Source organism: Streptomyces chlorus, assembly GCF_042655885.1.
Taxonomy (GTDB): domain Bacteria; phylum Actinomycetota; class Actinomycetes; order Streptomycetales; family Streptomycetaceae; genus Streptomyces; species Streptomyces chlorus.
In genome coordinates, this window is the sequence record NZ_JBHSOA010000015.1 from 54,684 (window position 1) to 74,386 (window position 19,703).

The window sequence follows — 19,703 nt, forward strand, 5'->3', positions numbered from 1 at the left end:
GCCCCCCGTGCATCCCTGCTTCCGCGCACCGTGTGCCCGGCCTTCGAGGATCACCCTTCCCCCGCGCCGCGTCTCCCACTCCCCTCGCAGTACGCCAAGTGCGCCCCGCGGCCGGTTCAGGCGACGCGGGCGGCCCGGACCAGACGGGGGCGCTCCTGCACCGGGCGGATCGGCGCGGCCAGGGCCCGGGAGGGCGGACCGACCCGGGTGGAGGAGGCGCTGACCCGGTACGTCGTCCGGTTCGGGTCCACCACCGGGTCCCCGAGCTCGATCTTCCCCGCCGCGTGCAGCGCGTCGCAGTCGGTGGTGGGCAGGGCCGCGTAGCAGCCGCCCTGGCCCGTGGTCGAGTCGAGCGGCCGCCAGTAGCTGTACCTGCGGCGGCCGTTCGCGTACACCGTGACAAAACTGGGGGTGCGCGGGTCGGAGATGATGCGCAGCACGTCGACGCCGGCGGTGCCGACCGCGGCGCACGACGGCGCGGGGGCTGCCCGGAGCCCGGTGGCCATCCGCCCCGCTCGCGGACGGTCCTGGGTCTGGTTGACGGTGAAGAGCATCGCTGGGGCCTTTCCGGAGCCGGGTCTCGAGACCGTGTACCCAGCGCGGCGCCGGTGTTGATCTCTCTCAATGATCATTCTGCTCCTTGACACTGACATTAACCCGTCATTGGCGACCGGATGACGGAATTTCCTCGCCACACTTGGCCGTTCTTCGTCACTCGTGGCCGTTCTTCGCCTCTCCCCAATCCCTGTCACGCCCCTTGCCGCGCCTCGCGCCGGGTCCATAGGATCACTGAAGAACGGGTGTGAATCGTTTCAATCACCGGGCACGGCGAGCGGAGGACGCACATCATGGCCGAGGGATGGAAGCGCAGGGTCTTTCTGCAGGGGACAGCGGCCGCGGGAGCGGGCGTGACCGCATGGGGCACCGCCCTACCGGCGGCCGCGGCACCGGCGGCTCCCCCACCGGACTCCGGCGGACTGCGCGTCGTGCGCACCACCGTGGAGTACGCCGAGACACTGCTCGGCACGGATACGGAACAGCCCCGCCTCTCCTGGGAGCTGACTGCCCCCGGGCGCGACGCGCACCAGAGCGCCTACCGGATCCAGGTGGTCCGCGACCGGGCCCGCTGGGACGACCGAATGGTCTGGGACTCCGGGAAGGTCACGTCGGACCGCACCGTCGGTGTCTCCTACGACGGCCCCGCGCTCAGTCCTCGCACCCGCTACTTCTGGCGGGTACGGGTGTGGGACGCGAAGGGGCGCGCGGCACGCTGGAGCGAGCCGCGCTGGTGGGAGACAACGTTGTCGCCGGACGGGTGGAAGGCCCGCTGGATCGGGGCCGACGCACCGCCTCAGCCGCCCTCGTTCGAGGGTGCCGCGTGGATCTGGTCGCCGGATGCCACCTCCTCCGACGCGCCCGAGGGCCCTCGGTGGTTCAGGGGCCGACTGGCCCTGCCCGCGGGCACGGAGGTGGAGCGGGCCACGGTGGTCGCCACCGCCGACGACGACTTCACCCTGTACCTCGGCGGTGAGCAGGTCCTGCACGCCCCGCAGCAGACGGACAGCTGGCGCACCGGGAGAACCGCGGACGTGACCGGACTCGTCCGCACGGCGGCGACCACGGCGCCGGGAGCGGGTGCCCAGGCCGGGGGCGTCGCACTGGCCGCGCTCGCCACCAACCGCGGCGGGGCCTTTGTCAACCCGGGCGGCCTGCTGATCCGGCTGCTCGTCGACACGGCGGACGGACAGCACCACGAACTGGCCACCGACGCCCGCTGGCGCACCTCCGAGACCGAGCAACAGGGCTGGCAGCGACCGGACTTCGACGACGGCAGCTGGGCGTCCGCGACCGTCCTCGCGCCCTACGGCCAGGGCCCTTGGGGCACGGGAGTGACCATGGCGACGCCCGAGCTGCCCGCCCCGCTGCTCCGCCGCGCCTTCACGGTCCGCAAGAAGATCTCCCGGGCGAGGCTGTACCTCAGCGGACTCGCCTACTACGAGGCGGAGATCAACGGGCACAAGGTCGGACGCCAGGTCCTCGACCCTGGGTTCACCGACTACGACCGGACCGTCCTGTACGCCGTGCACGACGTGACCACGTTGCTGGAACGCGGCGAGAACGCCCTGGGGGTCGCCCTCGGGCGCGGCTTCTTCGGCATGACGACCCCCAATGTCTGGAACTGGCACCGCCCGCCCTGGCACGGCGAGCCGCGGCTCCTGGCGCAACTGGAGGTGGACCACCCGGACGGCTCCCGCACAACGGTCGTCTCCGGCGACGACTGGCGGCTGGCCGAGGGACCGACCCGCTCCAACTCCCTCTATGCCGGGGAGACCTTCGACGCCCGCCTGGTCCCCGACGGGTGGACCCGGCCAGGCTTCGACGACAGCGGCTGGCGCGCCGCCCGGATCCAGGAGGCACCGGCCGGGCGGCTGCGCGCCCAGCCGCACGACCCCATCGAGATCGTCGACACCGTGCGTCCCACGGCAGTCGGCGAACCGCGTCCCGGGGTGTACGTGGTCGACATGGGCCGCACCATGGCGGGCTGGACCCGCCTGACCGTGCGTGGGGCCGCCGAGGGCGACCTGGTGAGCCTGACGCACGGCGAGAAACTGAAGGAGGACGGCAGTGTGCACGCCGAGACGGGCCATGTCCCCGGCCGGTTCCAGACCGACGAGTACATCTGCGCGGGCGGCGACGAAGAGGTCTGGGAGCCCTCGTTCTCGTACAAGGGCTTCCGCTATGTGCAGATCACCGGATTGCCCGCGCGTCCCTCCGCCGGCCAGGTGCTCGGCCGGCTGGTGCACACGCCCGTCGAGGAGGTGAGTTCCTTCGCCTGCTCCGAGCCGTTCTACGAATGGCTGGACAAGGCCATGCGCCGGACCGTGCTCAACAATCTGCACGGCATCCCGACCGACACGCCCATGTACGAGAAGAACGGCTGGACCGGCGACGCACAGCTCGGGGCGCCCGTCATGGCCTACGCCTTCGGGGTGCACCGGTTCCTGTCCAAGTGGCTCGGCGACCTGGCGGACAGCCAGACCGGGGAGGGGCAGCTGCCGGTGATCGTGCCGAGCGGCGGCTGGGGTTACGGCGATCTGGGGCCCTCCCCCGAGTGGACCACGGTCTACCCGTTCGTGGTGCGCGAGATGTACCGCGTGTACGGCGACGAACGGGCCGCCCGCGCGCACTGGGACGCGCTGGTGCGCTACCTGGACTGGGAGCTGGCCCGGCTGCGGGACGGTCTGGCGGTCACCGCGCTGGGCGACTATCTGCCGCCCGGCTACGGCGGGAATCCCCCCGAGGACACCCGGCTCACCGCGACCGCATACCTGTACCGCGCCCTGCTGCACACCGCGGAACTGGGCGAACTGCTGAGCGAGAGGGGGACCGCGGGCCGCTACCGCGAGGCCGCCGGGAATCTGCGGGACGCCTTGAACGCCGCCTTCCTCGGGCCCGAGGGGTACTACCGCACGGCGAAGGACCCCGGCTACCGGCAGACGTCCAACGCCGTGCCCCTGGCCTTCGGGATGGTGCCGGCCGGGGCCCGCGCCACCGTCGTCGACAGCCTGGTGCGGGACATCGAGGAGCGGGGCAACCATCTGAACACCGGGGCACTGGGCACCAGCGTGCTGTTGCGGGTGCTGTGCGCCCACGGGCGCCCGGACGTGGCCCACGCCGTCGCGACCCGGCGGACGTACCCGAGCTGGGGGTACTGGCACGCGCAGGGCGCCGACACCATGTGGGAGATGTGGCCGGCCGACTCCCGTTCCCGCGACCACTACTTCCAGGGCACGGTCGCCCAGTGGCTCTACGAGAACGTGGCCGGCCTGCGGCCGGGCGACGCGGGCTACGGCACCTTCGTGGTGCGGCCCGACGCGCGTACGGGTGTGGACTGGGCGCGCACCACGATGCGGACGGTGCGCGGGCCGGCCGCGGTGTCGTGGTCCCGGATCGACAGCCGGCTGCGGCTGGCGGTGCGGGTCCCCGTGGGGTCGGCCGCCGAGGTGCACGTACCGGCGGACGGGCGGTCCCAGGTCACGGTACCGACGGGGGCGCGGTATCTCCGTACGGAGCCAGGGTTCGTGATCTTCCGGGTACCGCACGGGAGTTGGGAGTTCACCGGGCGGGCGTAGTGCGGCGAGGACGGCCGCGTCCCGCCGTACAACTCCAAGGCCGTTCCGGGTGTCTTCCTCAGTGAACCTCATGGAACCTCCCGGAACGGGAGGTATTCGCACGGTTCGGCTTTCCATGTCCTTTCGACTCGCACGCGTTCCCACGGGGGAGCAGCATGAACCACATGAGCCCGGTTCGTTCTCGCACCCGTCGTGGCGCCGCCGCGGCGCTCACCGTCCTGATGGCGGCGGCTCTCGGTGCCGCCGGCGCCGGGGCGTCGAACGCGGAGCCCGCCGCGCCGCAGCAGCGGCAGATCGCGTCGTCCGTCCTCGGCGCCGACTACCGGATCACCCTGACCGCGCTCCGCTCGGCCGAGGACAGGTACGCCGCGTCCGTGCGCCTGCAGGTGTACACGCGGTCCGACGGCGTCTGGAAGGAGTCGGACCGTGTGACCGTCGGCGACGTGGACGGCTGGTTCTGGTATCCGCTCACCGGTACGGGCGCCGTCTGTCAGTTCTCGACAGCGAGCACGGAGCCCGCACCCCTCACGGTCAGCCTGCTGGTCACTCCGTCCATCGGCTGCTCCGACCCGGTCCACTACGTGGTGAAGGAGGGCAGGGTGTACGCCGGCTGAGCTCCGGGGACGCCGCTCCCGCCCGCCCGTCACCGGCCTCACCGGGACGGGCGGGCGGGCGGTTCGCACGGGGCACATGGTGCACGACACGCGGTGTGTCCGGTTAGCCACCCCTCGCAGGAGGGAAGTGATCAACGCGCCGGACACCACCGTGAAGGGAGCACCCCCACGTGACGCTCTCCGCCCCTCCCCCCATACCCAGGGCCTCCGGATCACTTCCGGTTCTCGGCCACGCGGTCCACCTCATGCGTGACAACCTGGGATTCATCGCCTCGCTCCGCGCCGCCTACGGCCCACTCGTCGAGATCACCCTGCAGCCCGGGACACGGACGGTCGTCGTCCAGGACCCGGCCCTGATCCGCACCATGCTCATCGAACTCGGCCCGAGCCTCGACAAGGGCAGATTCTTCGAAAAGATGGGCCAGTTGCTGGGCGACTCCGTCGTCACCGCCGCGGGGCAGACCCATGTCCGCAAACGGCGCCAGCTGCAACCGGCGTTCACCCACAACGAGATCGCCGGGTACGTCGACATCATGCGCGAGGAGGCGTCCGGCGCCACCGACGGCTGGCGCCCCGGCCAAGCCCTCGACGTACGCGAGGCGATGGTCAAACTGTCTCTGGACATGCTGGCCAAGACCGTCTTCTCCGGCAGCCTGGACGAGCGGACCTTCCGTCGGCTCCGCCGTGATCTGTCGGTCGTGATGAACGGGGTCGGGTCCCGCGTCATGCTGCCCGACTGGGCCGAACGTCTGCCGCTGCCCGTCAACCGTCGCTTCGACCGGGCACGCGCCGCCGTGCGCGCCACCATCGACACGGCGGTCGGTGAACTGCAGGCCTCAGGACGCGACACCGGGGACATGCTGTCCCTGCTGCTGCGAGCCCAGGACGAGGAGACCGGACAGCCGCTGACGAGCCATCAGATCTCCTCGGAGATCCTGACGCTGGCCGTGGCCGGTACGGAGACGACGGCGTCGGTGCTCTCCTGGGCGCTGTACGAACTCGCCCGCCGTCCCGATGTCGAGGAGCGGGTACTGGGCGAACTCGACGAGGTTCTCGGTGGGAAAGCGGTGACCTTCGAGGATCTGCCCCGGCTGCCCTTCCTCAACCGCGTCATCACCGAGACGCTGCGGCTGCACCACACCGGCTGGCTCGTCACCCGGCGTACGGTCACCGAGACCCGCCTCGGCCGGTGGACCCTGCCTCCCGGCACCGAACTCGCCTACTGCCAGCATGCCCTCCACCGCGATCCCGAGCTGTTCCCCGATCCATCGGCCTTCATCCCGGACCGGTGGCTGGACAGCAGTCCGCCGCCGGGCTTCCTCCCGTTCGGCGCGGGCAAGCACAAGTGCATCGGCGACCGTTTCGCCCTCACCGAACTGGTCACCGCCCTCGCGACGATCCTGCGCAGGATCCGGCTGACCCTGTCCCCCGGTCAGGTCGTCGAGCCGGTGGCCCGTGCCACCGTCCGCCCTCGCAGGCTGGTCATGACCGTGCAGCCCCGCAACGGCTGACCTCGTTCCGGCGCCACCGGACCAGCAGACCGGTGGCGGCCCCGCCCAGGGGGCGTGGCCGGGCAGCCACACCCCCTCGTCGGCACGTGACCGGATGCGGGCTCGCGCAGGTCGCGCGAACCTGGAGGGGTCACCCGGTTGCGCTGCCCCGGCGGGGCCGTGGGGCCGGGTCGTCCGACACCAAGCCGAGGAGGGACGAAAGCCCATGCCTCACATCACCGTGGGACGCGAAAACTCCACCGACGTCGAGCTCTACTACGAGGACCACGGGTCCGGACGGCCCGTGGTCCTCATCCACGGGTTCCCGCTCGACGGCCAGTCCTGGGAGAAGCAGTCCGCCGCGCTGCTCGACGCCGGGTACCGCGTGATCACCTACGACCGGCGCGGGTTCGGACGGTCGGGCCAGCCGACGACGGGCTACGACTACGACACCTTCGCCGCCGATCTGAACACAGTCCTGGAGACCCTCGACGTCTCGGACACCGTACTCGTCGGGTTCTCCATGGGCACCGGCGAAGTCGCCCGCTACGTCAGCCGGTTCGGCTCGGGCCGGATCGCCAAGGTGGTCTTCCTCTCCTCGCTGGAACCCTGTCTGCTGAAGACCGACGACAACCCGACCGGTGCGGCGCCCCGCGAGTTCTTCGAGGGCATCTCGTCGTCGGTGAAGGCGGACCGGTACGCGTTCTACACATCGTTCTTCAAGGACTTCTACAATCTCGACGAGAACCTCGGCAGCCGGATCAGCCCGGAATCCGTTCGCAACAGCTGGTGCACGGCTTCCTCGGGCGGATTCTTCGCCGCGGCGGCCGCGCCGATGACGTGGTTCACCGACTTCCGGGGCGACCTCCCCGCCATCGACGTACCCGCCCTGATCCTGCACGGCACGGCGGACAACATCCTGCCGATCGACTCGACCGGGCGCCCGTTCCACCAGGCACTGCCGAGCGCCGAGTACGTGGAGATCGAGGGCGCCCCGCACGGCCTGCTGTGGACGCATGCCGAGGAGGTCAACGAGGCGCTGCTGTCCTTCCTCGGCAAGTCGGCCTGATGGCCTGCCGCAAGGGGCTGCTGCGGGGGCTGTCGGCCCACGTCGCCCAACGCGTCGCGCCGGGCGCGTCCGGTGGATCAGGCGGGGCCGAACGAAGGATTCCAGTGCCGTACCGCGCCCGCCGTCCGTCGCCGCGTTGACGCGGGGCGCCGCCGGGGCCGGTCAGTGAAGCACGCGGAGCGATCCGGGGAGGACCCTGAGCGTCACCGGGAGAACCGCCTCGACCTCGCCGTCCGCCCCGTAGGGGACGTCCCGGTCGGCGAGGATGCGGATCTCCCTGCCGCGCAGGATCCGCACCTGGGGCCGGTGGACGTGAGCGCCGGTCCTGAGGTCGTTCATCAGGCCGAAGAACAGCCGCCGCGGGGCGTCCGCGATCATCACGATCTCCAGGACGCCGTCGTCGACGCGGGCGTCGGGGGCGATGACGCGGCCCGCTCCGTAGTAACGGGAGTTGGCGGCGACCACGGTGTATCCGGTGTGGGTGTGTTCCTCGCCGTCCACCGTGACCCGGTAGCGCGCCGCCCGCCAGCCGGTGACCGCGCGCAGGCCGCCGGCGTAGTAGGAGGCGGAGCCCCGCAGCAGCCGGGACCGGTTGGCGTGACGGTTGGCGAGCGCGTCCACGCCGGCGTAGACGCTGCCGAGGACGACGGTGCGGTCGTGGACGGCCGACTCGACCTCGATGGTGTCGACCGGCCGCGGTTCGTTGTGCAGCAGTATCCGGGCCAGGGCCGCGGGATCGGCGGGCAGGTCCAGGGCACGGGCGAAGTCGTTGCCGCGGCCCGCCGGTACGAGACCGAGGGTCGCGCCGGTTCCGCTCAGCGCGCCGCCGATGCCTCCGGCGATGCCGTCCCCGCCGACCGCCAGCACCACCCGGCCCCGTCGGCCCGCGTCGCGGGCCAGTTCCCGCGCGTGGGCCAGGCTGCGGCTGTACTCCGTGTGCAGTTCGGCGCCGGCCTCCCGGAGCAGGCGCGCGAGGGCGAGCAGCGCGGCCGCTCCGGTGGATCCGCCCGCGGTGGGATTGACGACGGCGGTGAACTGTCGCATCGGGTGCCTCCGGGCGGGCCGACGGGATGGGGAGGGAACGTGGTCCGGCGGGGCGGTCGGTCGGCCGGAGGGAGGGTGGTCGGAGGGAGAGCGGTCGGTCGGAGGGCGGGCGGGAGGGAGGTCGCCCGGTGGGCCACGCGTCAGTCCGTGGGCAGGAGGACGCCGGGGCTGAGGATTCCGGCCGGGTCCAGGCGCTGCTTCACGGCGCGCAGGGCGTCGGTGCCCAGCGGGCCGATCTCGCGGACGTACCAGTCCCGGTGGTCGGTGCCGACGGCGTGGTGGTGGGTGATCGTGCCGCCGGCGGCGAGGATCGCCTCGTTGGCGGCGTGCTTGGCGCGCGTCCAGTGCGCCACGGGGTCGCCGTCGCCCTGGGCCGAGACCACGGTGAAGTACAGCGAGGCGCCGTTCTCGTAGATGTGGGAGATGTGGCACATCACCAGGGGCGGGGTGCCGGCCTGGGTGAGTGTGCCGGTGAGGGCGTCGCGGACGGCGGTGTACAACTCGGGCACGCGGGACCAGAACGTCGCGGTCTCCAGCGTCTCGGCCAGCGCCCCGGCGTCGAGGAGGGAGTCGCGCAGGTACGGGGCCGAGAAGCGGCCGTGAGCCCAGTTCCGGCCGGGCTCCTCGCCCAGCGGGGTCCCGCCGCACGCGCGCAGGACGGCCGCGGCGCCCTGCCTGCGATACGCGGTGTCCTCCTCCGTGCCCTCGTAGCCGGCGACAGCCGTGCATCCGGCGGGCTGCGCGGTGCCGGAGCCGATCGCCTCGGGCTGGGCGAGGCCGATCAGCGTCTCGGTCTCGTCGGACAGCCGCAGCACGGTGGGGCGCGGCCCGTCCTGGGCGAGGCGGCGCAGCGCGGCGGCCCCCTGCTCGAAGGAGTCGAAGCGCCAGCCCTCGTAGAGGCGGGTCCGGGGAACGGGCCGGATCCGGACGGTCACCGACGTGACGACGCCGAAGGCGCCCTCGGATCCCAGGACGAGCTGGCGCAGGTCGGGTCCGGCCGCCGAGCGCGGGGCGCGGCCGGTGTCGAGGGTGCCTTCGGGGGTGGCGAGGGTGAGGGCGAGCACCATCTCGTCGAAGCGGCCGTAGCCGGCGGACGCCTGGCCGCTGGAGCGGGTGGCGGCGAAGCCGCCGATGGTGGCCCACTCGTAGGACTGGGGGAAGTGTCCGAGGGTGAAGCCGTGTCCGGCGAGCAGTGCCTCGGCCCGCGGGGCGCGCAGGCCGGGCTGCAGGGTGGCGGTGCGGGAGACCGGGTCCAGGGCGAGCAGGCGGTCCATGCGCCGCAGGTCCAGGGCGACGAAGGGGCGGGACCGGCCGGGGGCGAGTCCGCCGACGACGGAGGTGCCGCCGCCGAACGGCACCACGGCCAGGCCGTGTTCGGCGCAGGCGCGCAGGACGGCGAGCACCTGGTCGTGGTCCGCGGGGTACAGGACGGCCTCGGGGATGTCGGTGACGTCGCCGTCCCGGATGCGCAGCAGGTCGGGGGTGGACTTGCCGCGGGTGTGCCGGATCCGGGTCTCCGGGTCGGTGCGCACGTGATCCTCTCCGCCGTTCGCACCACCGCCCGTGTCCTCGTCCGAACCACCCAGGGCGGCGGCCAGCGCGCGCCGCGCCGCAGGCTCCAACCGGGGTTCGGGGACGGTCACTTCGCCGAGGGCGACCGGTGCGGCCGGGCGCGGCTTGACGCCGAGCATGTCGCGCAGGAGCCCGATCACGGTGTCGGGCAGCGGCTTGGCCCTGGCCGGGTCGCCCCAGCCGCTCCACAGCATGTCCATGACTGTCGTCCTCACCGGTCGAGGGGAGCGGTGCCGTCGCCGACGGCCTCACCTGGCGTTACACTGTGACACATGACGCCTATTCGTCACAACCAAGCGGACAACGACGCCGTGCTCGACGCGGTGCGCGACTGTGTCCTGGCCGTCGGGGTCCGCCGCACCACGCTGACCGACGTGGCGCGCCGGGCCGGGGTCTCCCGTATGACGCTGTACCGGCGGTGGCCCGATGTGCGCACGCTGGTCGGGGACCTCATGACACGGGAGTGGATCGGCGTGGCCACCGGGGCCGTTCCCGAGTCCCGGCCGGGGCTGGCCACGCGGCGGCGGATGGTCGACGGGCTGGCGGCGGGGGTGCGCGCGTTCGGTGGGCATCCGCTCTTCCGGAAGATCGTCGACGTGGATCCCGAACTGCTGCTGCCCTACGTGCTGGACCGGCGCGGGGCGAGCCAGGAAGCCATGCTGGAACTGCTGGCCGGCGCCCTGCGCGAGGGGCACGCCGACGGCTCGGTGCGCGCCGGGCATCCCGAACGGCAGGCGCGGTCCGTCCTGTTGATCGTCCAGTCCTTCACCCTGTCCCTGCGGACCATGACCGACGAGGACGATCCGGACCTCACCCACGAGGCCCTCCTCGCGGAACTGCGCGACATCCTGGAGAGGACCCTCGCCCCATGACCTCCCGCACCGGACCGGCCGCCTCCGCCCCCTCCTCGTCGTCCCTGTCCGCCGGCCGCCGCACCCGTGACCTGTCCGCGGCCGTGGGCGGCGACATCATCGACGTCCTCGTCGTCGGGCTCGGTGCCACCGGCGCCGGGGCCGCCCTGGACGCGGCGTCCCGCGGGCTGAGCGTGGTCGCCGTCGACGCCCACGACCTGGCCTTCGGCACCTCCCGTTTCAGCAGCAAGCTGGTCCACGGCGGGCTGCGCTATCTCGCCTCCGGCCGGCTCGACGTCGCCCACGAGAGCGCGGTCGAGCGCGGGGTTCTGATGGAGCGCACCGCCCCCCATCTGGTGCGCGCGCAGCCGTTCGTCCTGCCCCTCACCCCCCTGGTCTCCCCCGGTCGGTCCGCTCTAGCGCGGGCCGGTTTCCGGGCCGGCGACGCCCTGCGGCTGGCGGCCCGTACCGCGCGTGCGACCCTGCCCGCGCCGCGCCGGATCTCGGCGACGGAGACCCGCCATCTGGCTCCCGCCGTACGGGCCGACGGGCTGCGCGGCGGCCTGCTGTCCTGGGACGGCCGGCTCACCGACGACGCCCGGCTGGTGGCCGCCCTCGCCCGCACCGCCGCCGCACACGGGGCACGGATCCTCACCCGGGTGCGGGCCCTGGACCTGACCGCCTCCGGTGCCCGGGTCCGCGACGAACTCACCGGCGAGGAGGGCGGGATACGCGCCCGCGCGGTGATCAACGCGTCCGGCGTCTGGGCGGGCGGCCTCGTCGACGGCGTCCGGATCCGCCCCTCGCGCGGCACCCACCTCGTGCTGCGCCCGGACAGTCTCGGCCCGCTCCCGGCCGGCCTGCACATCCCGGTCCCCGGGGAGACCAACCGCTTCGTCCTCGTCCTGCCCCAGGACGACGGCCGGGTCTACGTCGGGCTCACCGACGAACCCGTGGACGGCCCCGTCCCCGATGTCGCCGAGGCGCCCGAGACGGACATCGGCTTCCTCCTGGACGTCCTGTGCTCGGTCCTGGAGGTCCCGCTGCACCGCGCCGATGTCGTGGGGGCCTTCGCGGGCCTGCGCCCCCTGCTGGACACCTCGACGGACGGGTCCGGTACGGCGCCGAGGACCGCCGACGTCTCGAGGCGGCACGCGGTGCTGACCTCGTCCGAGGGCGTCGTCACCGTCGTCGGCGGCAAGCTCACCACGTACCGGCGCATGGCCGAGGACGCCGTCGACACCGCCGTGCGCGTCCGCCGGCTGCCGGCCGGCCCGTCGCGCACCGCGTCCCTACCCCTCGTGGGCGCCGCGTCGCCGCACGTCCTCGCCGCCCTGCCCGCGCCCCGCCGCCTCGTGCGGCACTACGGGACGGAGGCACCCGCCGTGCACGCCCTCGGCGTGCGCGACGCCCGGCTGGGCGGCCCCGTGCTGCCCGGCCATCCGGCGACCGGGGCCGAACTGCTGTGGGCGGTGCGCCACGAGGGAGCGCTCGACGAGAGCGACCTGCTCGACCGCCGCACCCGGATCGGCCTCGTCCCCGCGGACCGCGCCGCCGCCCTGGACGCGGTCCGGAGACTGCTGAACGACGCCTTGTCCCAGCACAGCTGACACTGCCCGGTGGAACGGTCCGGTTGCGACGACTCGGTGGGACCGGCGCAGTCGCCCCGCGCCGGTCCCTCACCTGCCGTGCACGCCGACCTCGCGCAGGGAATAGCCCCACTGCGTCCCCCGGTCCAGGAACACGACGCGGACGTGGCGGGCCTGCTGCGGGGTGAAGCGGGCCGTGTCGAGGCCGCCGTCGCCGGCCGTGGTGGACCAGACGGTCCGCCAGTCGGTGCCGTCGGCGGACAGCTCGACGCGGTACGACGTCCCGTACGCGCGCTCCCAGTCGAGGGTGACGCGCCCGACCCGGTGCGTGGCACCGAGGTCGATGCGCAGCCACTGGTCGTCGCTCCAGTCGCTGGCCCAGCGGGTGCTCCGGTCGCCGTCCACCGCCCGGCCGGGCGCGTAGCTCGTGAACGGATTCCACTCGGCGGAACTCGCCGTCGCCGAAGCACCCTTGGCGAGATTGGCCGCGGGCCGGTGCCGCTCGGAGGCGCCCCAGGTGCCGAGGTAGGTCTCGGCGCCCCGGAAGAGGTCGTCCACCACGTCCTGGCCGCCGACGCGCCGGATGTCCTCGATCCAGTCGGGGACGAGTCCGTGGTGCGCGGCTCCGTCGGTGTTCAGGTCCCAGGTGCGCTCGCCGGTGGTCTGCCGGTCGATGACGGAGCCGCCGTCCGCGCTGCGGAAGGGGTACGTGACGGGGGCGGGCGCGTCCGCGCCGCGCGGGGCGGGCCAGCCGCCGACGCCGTTCATGTCGGTGCCGTAGCCGTAGCCCGCGCCGTACTTGTCCCGCACCGACTCGGTACGCCTCGCCTCCTCGACAAAGTGTTCCGAGCCGTGCATGTACTGGGCGACGAAGCCGCCGAGACCGTAGACCCGCTCGGTCCAGTCGATGTCCATCCAACTGTGCGAGGAGATGACGCCGGGGTAGGACTCGGCCTCGAGGATGTCGAGCGCCCTGCCCGTGGCCTTGACGCTCATGTGGTCGATCTCGAGCATCATGTTGCGCTTCATCATGCCGCGCACCGCGTACTCGCCGAGGTCGGTGAGCCCCCGCACATTGCACTGGGCGTCCTCGTCGTAGGCGGGGACGTCGACGTCCTTCGGCAGTTCCGCCTCGGCGCCGCGCGCGGCGGCCAGGCCGATGGGGTTGTCGTGCTGGGGTCCGGTGCACTGTTCCGTCCGCCAGAAGGTGCCGGTCGACAGGAACTGCCCGACGTTGATGGCGGTGCCGAGCGCTCCCTCGTCGAAGCGGACTCCGCACAGCGCGTTGTCGAACTTGTGACACAGGAACATGCTGCGTACGCCGAGGTCGTACAGCTCGTCCAGCCCGGCGTCGATGTCGGCCCTGTCGCACTGGGCGATGTCCAGGACCTGCTTGCAGCCGAAGGGTTCGGAGGTCTCGACGCCCAGGACGACCGCGAGCTTGCCCTGTTCGACGACCTGCCGGGCCTGCGCGCTGTCGGTGACGATGCGGAACCATCCCTTGCCCGTGCCGCCGTACATCCGGTCGATGTAGGCCTGCATGTCGTACGTCAGCTTCGCCTGCAGCCGGATCGACGTCATCTCGTCGCAGCCGCGGTCCTTGAAGAAGTACACGGAGCAGATCACGCCGTTGGTGACCAGGTCGTTCACCAGGATCCGCTGCCCGCCGCGCCAGGCCCGTTCGATCCAGGCGTAGTAGTTCTGCTGGTGGGTCAGGGAGTCGTGGGCGGGCCAGTCCACGAAGGTGGGCCAGCCGTCCGGATCGTGCCTGCCGTCACCGCCGTTGGTGATGAAGTCGAAGATCGCGAGTGAGCCGTCGGGGTAGTGCTCGGGGCAGTCCTTGAGCGCGTCGGCGATCCCCTTCTCGGAGAAGGGCTTGCCGCAGATGAGCCGGCCGCCGAAGGCCTCGTTGGACATGAGGTGGTTGTGCGCGTCGACGAATCCGCGGACCTCGCCGCGCGCATCGGTACCCGTGAAGGGTTCGCCGGTGACGCCGATGCCGGAGTCCGGAGCCGGCCGCGCCGCCGGTTCCCACCAGTCGCCGTCAGCCGCCGAACTGGGCGTCGGGCCGAGGGACATGGCGAGCACGAGCAGGAGCAGGGAGACGAGGGCGACATGACGGCGTCCGCCGTACCTGCGTCGAGCGATGGTCACGGCCCACGTCCCTCCGTCGGCAAAGCAGCACGGTCGGCCCTTCGGGCGGTCCGGGCCGGTGACCCGGGTCCGCTCGATTTTTTGTCATGACCGGAGCAAGCTATGGGCCGAGGATGACTACTGGCGCGTAAGGAGTCAAGAGTCCGGAACGACCTGCGGCGCGGCCCCAGGACGGCCCCGGGCCTGTCGTGAAGGCCCCTGGCACGACCGCATGGCCCTCGGTCTCTTCGCAGGCATCCCCGTCAGTGACTACGCGGCCGCGCCGACCGGCAGGAACGGGCTGCCGGGTCCCCTCCGACCGCAAGGCCGTGCACCGCGATCCCGGCGGGAACGAGAGCGGCTTCGGCGGCGCCCCGGTCCGAACGCGCCGTGCCCGTCGCCGAGGGGAGGACACGGCGCGTACCGCCGGTCGCCGATGTGCAACGAACACCTACGTCAACAGCCGGACGCCGGCCCAGTCGGCGTGGTCGGAGTCGAGGCCTTCATCTCCGTCGGTGACACGCAGGGTCAGCCGCTCCACTCCGGTGACGTCGACGTCGATCCGCCGGGCCGGATCGATGCCGGTGAGCACCCCGGTGGTGGCCAGGGTCACCGTGCCGTCCACGGCGTCGACGCGCACCTCGGCGCTCACGCCGTCGCGCGCCGCGCCGGGCTGCCGCACGGTCCAGCTTTCCCCGCCCGGTTCCGCGGCGTGGGCGGGCGCGGTGAGGGCGCCGAGGGCCCGCAGGGCGGCGAGCAGGAAGGTGAGGAGGGTACAGCGGGCGCGAGGGACGGACGCGGTCCGAGCGGGGATCCGAGCGCCAAAACCTCCGAGAGGTCTGACCTCGTCATCAATCGTGGCTCCGTGGGATCCCTTCCCCTCCGGGGGTCATTCAACCGTCGGGCGGGCGCCGCCTACCGCTCCGCCCCGGGCTCGTAGCGCAGCGAGATGGAGCGCAGGACGTCCGCGGAGGACACGTCGGTGCGGCCGGCGTCGTGCACTTCGGCGAGCTGCACGAAGGCGAAGGCAAGGGCGGAGGTGATGTGCACGATGGCGGGCCCCAGCTTCTCGGTGACGATCTCCGCCACCTCGCGGGGGCTCGCGTCGGCCGGCAACTGGATGTGCGGCAGCATCTCTTCGAGGAGCGCGGAGACCGCTCCGCTTCCGGTCACCTCGGCGTCCGGGTTCTCCCGGAGTTGCCGCCGCATCTCGAGGGCCTCGGTGAGGATGCCGACGCCCCGCTGCATGATCTCGCGCTGCTCCATGGGCACAGCCTAGACGGGCTCGGCGGCGGCCGGGATTACCTGCAGACATGCCATGAATTGGCCGATAAAAGGTAGTAGAACCCGCTCCCCTGTTCCATGCCGAGGAGCGCCACACGAGCGCCAACCTGCCGAACCGGCAGAGATCCAGCGATGTTTCTCGCCGCCGCCTCATCACTGGAACAGGTTCTATTATGGATGCTGTCCTGCTGCCGTGCGTGTGGCCACGGCCGACGGCCGGTCCGGCGTGACCCGGTACCGGCTCGACACGGGCAGCCTGTTCGCGATGCTCACGGACGGTGTGGTGGAGGGCCCGTCGATGCAGCTCGACGAAGGGCTGGACCATGTGGTGCGGCTCGCGGGCATCTCGGCGGTCGCCCGGCTGGACGCGGACGCGTCGGCCGCCGCCGTGATCAAGGGGGCGGCACAGGTGGGCCACGACGACGAAGCGGCCGTCCTGGTGATCGCGCACGACGGCCCGGACGCTCAGCCGTAGGCCCGCGGCCCCGCCCGTCCCGCCGCACCCTTCCCGGCGTACCGTCCCTCGTCCTGCGCCTCGCGGGTGTGGCTGCGGCCGGGCGGCCCGACCTGGCCGGCCGTGACGGCGGCGCGGGAACGGTCGTGGAGCCGTGCGGACGGGGTCGGGATCGCGTCCTGACCGTCGGTCCGAGCACTCGCCCATCCCCGCCGCGAAGCCCGGCACCGGACCCGGGTGTCCGTTCACCTGCTCAGTGACCCGGCGTCCCCCATGACGATCACCGGGTGTTGCTCGGGGTCGAGGGCCAGCAGGAGTTGCCTCATGTGTCGTTCCTCAAGACTCACGCAGCCTTGGGTGGGCCCGTCGTGGTCCACGTGCAGCCAGATGCCTCCGCCCCGGTCGGCGCCGAGCGGGCGGGTCCGGTCGAGCGGGGAGGTGCCCGGGACACGGTTGTAGTCGATCGCCACGACGTAGTCGAAGGACCCGGCGAGCGGCTCCCCCATGAAGCCCGTGCCGTCGACGGAGAACCCGGGCGACTCGTCGTACGGCAGGAGGGTGCCCGGGTCCGGCAGCAGACCCCCCGCGTCGCTGAGGGTGAACACACCGATGGGCGAGCGGAGGTCGCCCGCCAGGTGGTCGTCGGTCCAGCCGTTGAGGGCGTTGTGGGCGGGCCAGGCCATGCCCGCCTCCCAGCCCGACGCGGTGCGCCGGTACAGCACGGCCTCCGAGCGGGTCGCGTCCCGGCCCCTGCCGGTGACGACGACGGCCTGGCGGGCGTTCCCGGGAATCAGGGCCAGCACGCGGGGACCGAGGCCGCCGAGCGGGGCGGGGATGTCGGGGTGCTCTCCGGCGTCGGTCCGGCCCTGTGTGGTGCTCTCCACGCCGGGCGCTCCGGTGCCCGGCGCTCCGTTTCCTGCCGCTGCGTTCCCCGGTGTTCCGGCGGCCGTGGGTGCGGCGGCCGTGGGGGTGACCGCTGCGGGAGTGGCAGCAGTGGGGGACGACTCCCCCGCCGTGCTGCCGGTGGTCGCTGCGCAGCCGGTGAGGAGCGCCGCCATCAGGAGGGCGAGGGCCGGCATCGGCAGACGGCTGTGGCCCCGGGCGGGGGCGGCGAACCGCCGGTCGCCCGCGGACAGAGCTCGGGGACCCCCGCGGTGCGGGCCTTCGATCGATGAAGCCATGGGGTCAGCCTGACTTCGGCTCAGCCAAAACGCCGTGCTCCCCGCGCGAGTCCGGGCAACGTCCCCCGTCTGCCCGCCGGGGCACCGGCCTCCGGTGGCCCCGGCGGGGCGGCGGGCCGTCATTCCCCGATGAGGAAAGCGAGGACGACGGCGCCCGCACCACTCGCCATGCCCACGACCGCGGCGGCCACGCACCGCACCCGGAGCCGGCGATAGCGGTGGGCGTACATGTCGCGGAGCTCGGCCGCCCGGTCGCAGATCCGGACCAGTGTCACGCGGGAGGCCTCGATGCGGTCGGCGGTGTAGACGCGTTCCACATCCTCGCGCTGTGCGGTCGTCAGCCACGGCAGCTGCTCGGTGAACCGCTCGGCCCGACGCCGGGCGTCCTCGACTTCGGCCGCCCACAGCAGGTACCCCTCGAACTGGTCGAGGCCGCGGGCGCTGTCCTGGCTCGGATTCACATGCTCCTCCACGCTGGGCTGCGGGGTCACTCCTGTCATGCCTGGTCCCCGGGGGGCTGGACCACGGAGCGGTTGGGGCGGTTCTCCTCCCGGTCGTACGCCGCGATCGCCGGGTGGTGCAGGTCGAAGGCCGGGGACTCGGAGCGGACCCGCGGCAGGGTGAGGAAGTTGTGGCGCGGCGGCGGGCAGGAGGTGGCCCACTCCAGCGAACGGCTGTACCCCCAGGGGTCGTCGACCTCGATCTTCCTGCCGTACTTGGCCGTCTTCCAGACGTTGTAGAGGAACGGCAGCATCGACATGCCGAGCAGGAAGGAGGCGATGGTCGAGACCGTGTTCAGCGCGGTGAAGCCGTCGGCCGCGAGGTAGTCCACATACCGGCGGGGCATGCCCTCGGCGCCCAGCCAGTGCTGGATGAGGAAGGTGCCGTGGAAGCCGGTGAACAGGGTCCAGAAGGTGATCTTCCCGAGGCGCTCGTCGAGCATCTTGCCGGTGAACTTCGGCCACCAGAAGTGGAATCCGGCGAACATCGCGAAGACTACGGTGCCGAACACCACGTAGTGGAAGTGCGCCACGACGAAGTACGAGTCGGTGACGTGGAAGTCCAGCGGCGGGGAGGCCAGGATGACGCCGGTCAGGCCACCGAAGAGGAAGGTGACCAGGAATCCGGCGGACCAGAGCATCGGTGTCTCGAAACTCAGTGCCCCCTTCCACATGGTGCCGATCCAGTTGAAGAACTTCACCCCGGTGGGGATCGCGATCAGGAAGGTCATGAACGAGAAGAACGGCAGCAGCACAGCCCCGGTGGCGAACATGTGGTGCGCCCACACCGTCACCGACAGACCCGCGATCGCGATGGTCGCGCCGATCAGACCCAGGTACCCGAAGATCGGCTTGCGGGAGAAGACCGGAATGATCTCGGAGACGATGCCGAAGAACGGCAGCGCGATGATGTACACCTCGGGGTGGCCGAAGAACCAGAACAGGTGCTGCCAGAGCAGCGCCCCGCCGTTGGCCGCGTCGAAGATGTGGGCCCCGAACTTGCGGTCCACCTCCAGGGCCAGCAGCGCGGCGGCCAGTACCGGGAAGGCGAGCAGGACGAGCACACCGGTCAGCAGCACGTTCCAGGTGAAGATCGGCATACGGAACATCGTCATGCCCGGGGCGCGCAGGCAGATGATCGTGGTGATGAAGTTGACCGAGCCTAGAATGGTGCCGAACCCCTGGAAGGCCAGGCCCATGATCCACAGATCACCGCCGAGTCCGGGCGTGCGGACCGAGTCCGTCAGCGGGCTGTAGCCGGTCCAGCCGAAGCTGGCCGGGCCGTCCGGGGTGAGGAAACCACTGAGCGCGATCAGTGAGCCGAACAGGAACAGCCAGTAGGCGAACATGTTCAGCCGCGGGAAGGCGACGTCGGGCGCGCCGATCTGGAGCGGCATGATCCAGTTCGCGAAACCGACGAACAGCGGGGTCGCGAACATCAGCAGCATGATCGTGCCGTGCATGGTGAACGCCTGGTTGTACTGCTCGTTCGACACGATCTGCAGGCCCGGCCGGGCCAGCTCGGCGCGGATGACCAGCGCGAGGATGCCGCCGAGGATGAAGAAAACGAACGATGTCGTGAGGTACAACGTGCCGATGGTCTTGTGATCGGTCGTGGTCAGCCATGAGACGACGACTTTGCCGGGACGCCTGCGCCGGACCGGCAGCTCATCCTCGTAGGAGTCCGACTCGACCGAGTCCGACGCACTGTGAACCGCCACTGTTCCGCTCTCTTTCTGTGGGCCGGTATCTCTACCCTCGGGAAGGATGTCGCACATGCGCCCGCTCG

General features: G+C 71.9%; 16 protein-coding genes. 7 read left to right on the plus strand and 9 right to left on the minus strand.

Annotation, left to right across the window (positions count from 1 at the left end; genetic code table 11):
- Positions 1-116: 116 nt before the first annotated feature.
- Positions 117-554, minus strand: coding sequence for a hypothetical protein (locus ACFPZI_RS09320; protein ID WP_381360745.1), 438 nt, complete (start codon positions 552-554; stop codon positions 117-119).
- Between the two features lie 294 nt (positions 555-848).
- Here ACFPZI_RS09320 and ACFPZI_RS09325 point away from each other — a divergent pair, with 294 nt between their 5' ends.
- From ACFPZI_RS09325 to ACFPZI_RS09340, 4 genes are all read left to right on the plus strand, one after another.
- The gene (locus ACFPZI_RS09325; RefSeq protein WP_381360748.1) at positions 849-4,133 is read left to right on the plus strand and encodes a family 78 glycoside hydrolase catalytic domain; all 3,285 of its coding nucleotides are present in this window, start codon (positions 849-851) and stop codon (positions 4,131-4,133) included.
- A 164-nt stretch (positions 4,134-4,297) separates the two neighbouring features.
- Entirely contained in the window at positions 4,298-4,747 is a 450-nt protein-coding gene (locus ACFPZI_RS09330; RefSeq protein ID WP_381360751.1) for a hypothetical protein, read from the plus strand.
- 170 nt (positions 4,748-4,917) lie between these two features.
- Entirely contained in the window at positions 4,918-6,258 is a 1,341-nt protein-coding gene (locus ACFPZI_RS09335; protein WP_381360754.1) for a cytochrome P450, read from the plus strand.
- 205 nt (positions 6,259-6,463) lie between these two features.
- On the plus strand, positions 6,464-7,306 hold the full coding sequence (locus ACFPZI_RS09340) for an alpha/beta fold hydrolase (protein ID WP_381360757.1): 843 nt from the start codon (positions 6,464-6,466) through the stop codon (positions 7,304-7,306).
- 162 nt (positions 7,307-7,468) lie between these two features.
- On the opposite strand, the gene ACFPZI_RS09345 is transcribed toward ACFPZI_RS09340, so the two are convergent.
- The gene (locus tag ACFPZI_RS09345; protein WP_381360759.1) at positions 7,469-8,350 is read right to left on the minus strand and encodes a YegS/Rv2252/BmrU family lipid kinase; all 882 of its coding nucleotides are present in this window, start codon (positions 8,348-8,350) and stop codon (positions 7,469-7,471) included.
- A gap of 140 nt (positions 8,351-8,490) precedes the next feature.
- Complete coding sequence (locus tag ACFPZI_RS09350) at positions 8,491-10,122, minus strand: FAD-binding oxidoreductase (RefSeq protein WP_381360904.1); 1,632 nt, start codon at positions 10,120-10,122, stop codon at positions 8,491-8,493.
- 72 nt (positions 10,123-10,194) lie between these two features.
- On the opposite strand from ACFPZI_RS09350, the gene ACFPZI_RS09355 reads away from it, so the two are divergent.
- Together ACFPZI_RS09355 and ACFPZI_RS09360 are read left to right on the plus strand one after the other, a co-directional pair.
- Positions 10,195-10,794: a TetR/AcrR family transcriptional regulator gene (locus tag ACFPZI_RS09355; protein ID WP_381360762.1), complete on the plus strand. Its 600-nt coding sequence runs from the start codon at positions 10,195-10,197 to the stop codon at positions 10,792-10,794.
- Positions 10,791-12,383 (plus strand): glycerol-3-phosphate dehydrogenase/oxidase, encoded by a 1,593-nt coding sequence (locus ACFPZI_RS09360; protein ID WP_381360765.1) that lies wholly within the window; start codon positions 10,791-10,793, stop codon positions 12,381-12,383. Before ACFPZI_RS09355 ends, ACFPZI_RS09360 begins: the two co-directional genes overlap by 4 nt.
- A 69-nt stretch (positions 12,384-12,452) precedes the next feature.
- On the opposite strand, the gene ACFPZI_RS09365 is transcribed toward ACFPZI_RS09360, so the two are convergent.
- The 3 genes from ACFPZI_RS09365 to ACFPZI_RS09375 all read right to left on the minus strand — a co-directional run bounded on the left by ACFPZI_RS09365 (position 12,453) and on the right by ACFPZI_RS09375 (position 15,761).
- On the minus strand, positions 12,453-14,441 hold the full coding sequence (locus ACFPZI_RS09365; protein WP_381360906.1) for a discoidin domain-containing protein: 1,989 nt from the start codon (positions 14,439-14,441) through the stop codon (positions 12,453-12,455).
- A gap of 505 nt (positions 14,442-14,946) precedes the next feature.
- Positions 14,947-15,177: an NPCBM/NEW2 domain-containing protein gene (locus ACFPZI_RS09370; protein ID WP_381360768.1), complete on the minus strand. Its 231-nt coding sequence runs from the start codon at positions 15,175-15,177 to the stop codon at positions 14,947-14,949.
- 233 nt (positions 15,178-15,410) lie between these two features.
- Positions 15,411-15,761 (minus strand): hypothetical protein, encoded by a 351-nt coding sequence (locus ACFPZI_RS09375; RefSeq protein WP_381360770.1) that lies wholly within the window; start codon positions 15,759-15,761, stop codon positions 15,411-15,413.
- Between the two features lie 211 nt (positions 15,762-15,972).
- On the opposite strand from ACFPZI_RS09375, the gene ACFPZI_RS09380 reads away from it, so the two are divergent.
- Complete coding sequence (locus ACFPZI_RS09380) at positions 15,973-16,254, plus strand: SpoIIE family protein phosphatase (RefSeq protein ID WP_381360773.1); 282 nt, start codon at positions 15,973-15,975, stop codon at positions 16,252-16,254.
- 224 nt (positions 16,255-16,478) lie between these two features.
- Here the strand turns inward: ACFPZI_RS09380 and ACFPZI_RS09385 are convergent, their stop codons facing one another.
- The 3 genes from ACFPZI_RS09385 to ctaD all read right to left on the minus strand — a co-directional run bounded on the left by ACFPZI_RS09385 (position 16,479) and on the right by ctaD (position 19,635).
- On the minus strand, positions 16,479-17,414 hold the full coding sequence (locus tag ACFPZI_RS09385) for a hypothetical protein (RefSeq protein ID WP_381360776.1): 936 nt from the start codon (positions 17,412-17,414) through the stop codon (positions 16,479-16,481).
- A gap of 119 nt (positions 17,415-17,533) precedes the next feature.
- Complete coding sequence (locus ACFPZI_RS09390; protein ID WP_381360908.1) at positions 17,534-17,875, minus strand: hypothetical protein; 342 nt, start codon at positions 17,873-17,875, stop codon at positions 17,534-17,536.
- Between the two features lie 35 nt (positions 17,876-17,910).
- Positions 17,911-19,635 (minus strand): aa3-type cytochrome oxidase subunit I, encoded by a 1,725-nt coding sequence (gene ctaD, locus ACFPZI_RS09395; RefSeq protein ID WP_381360779.1) that lies wholly within the window; start codon positions 19,633-19,635, stop codon positions 17,911-17,913.
- Between the last annotated feature and the right edge of the window lie 68 nt (positions 19,636-19,703).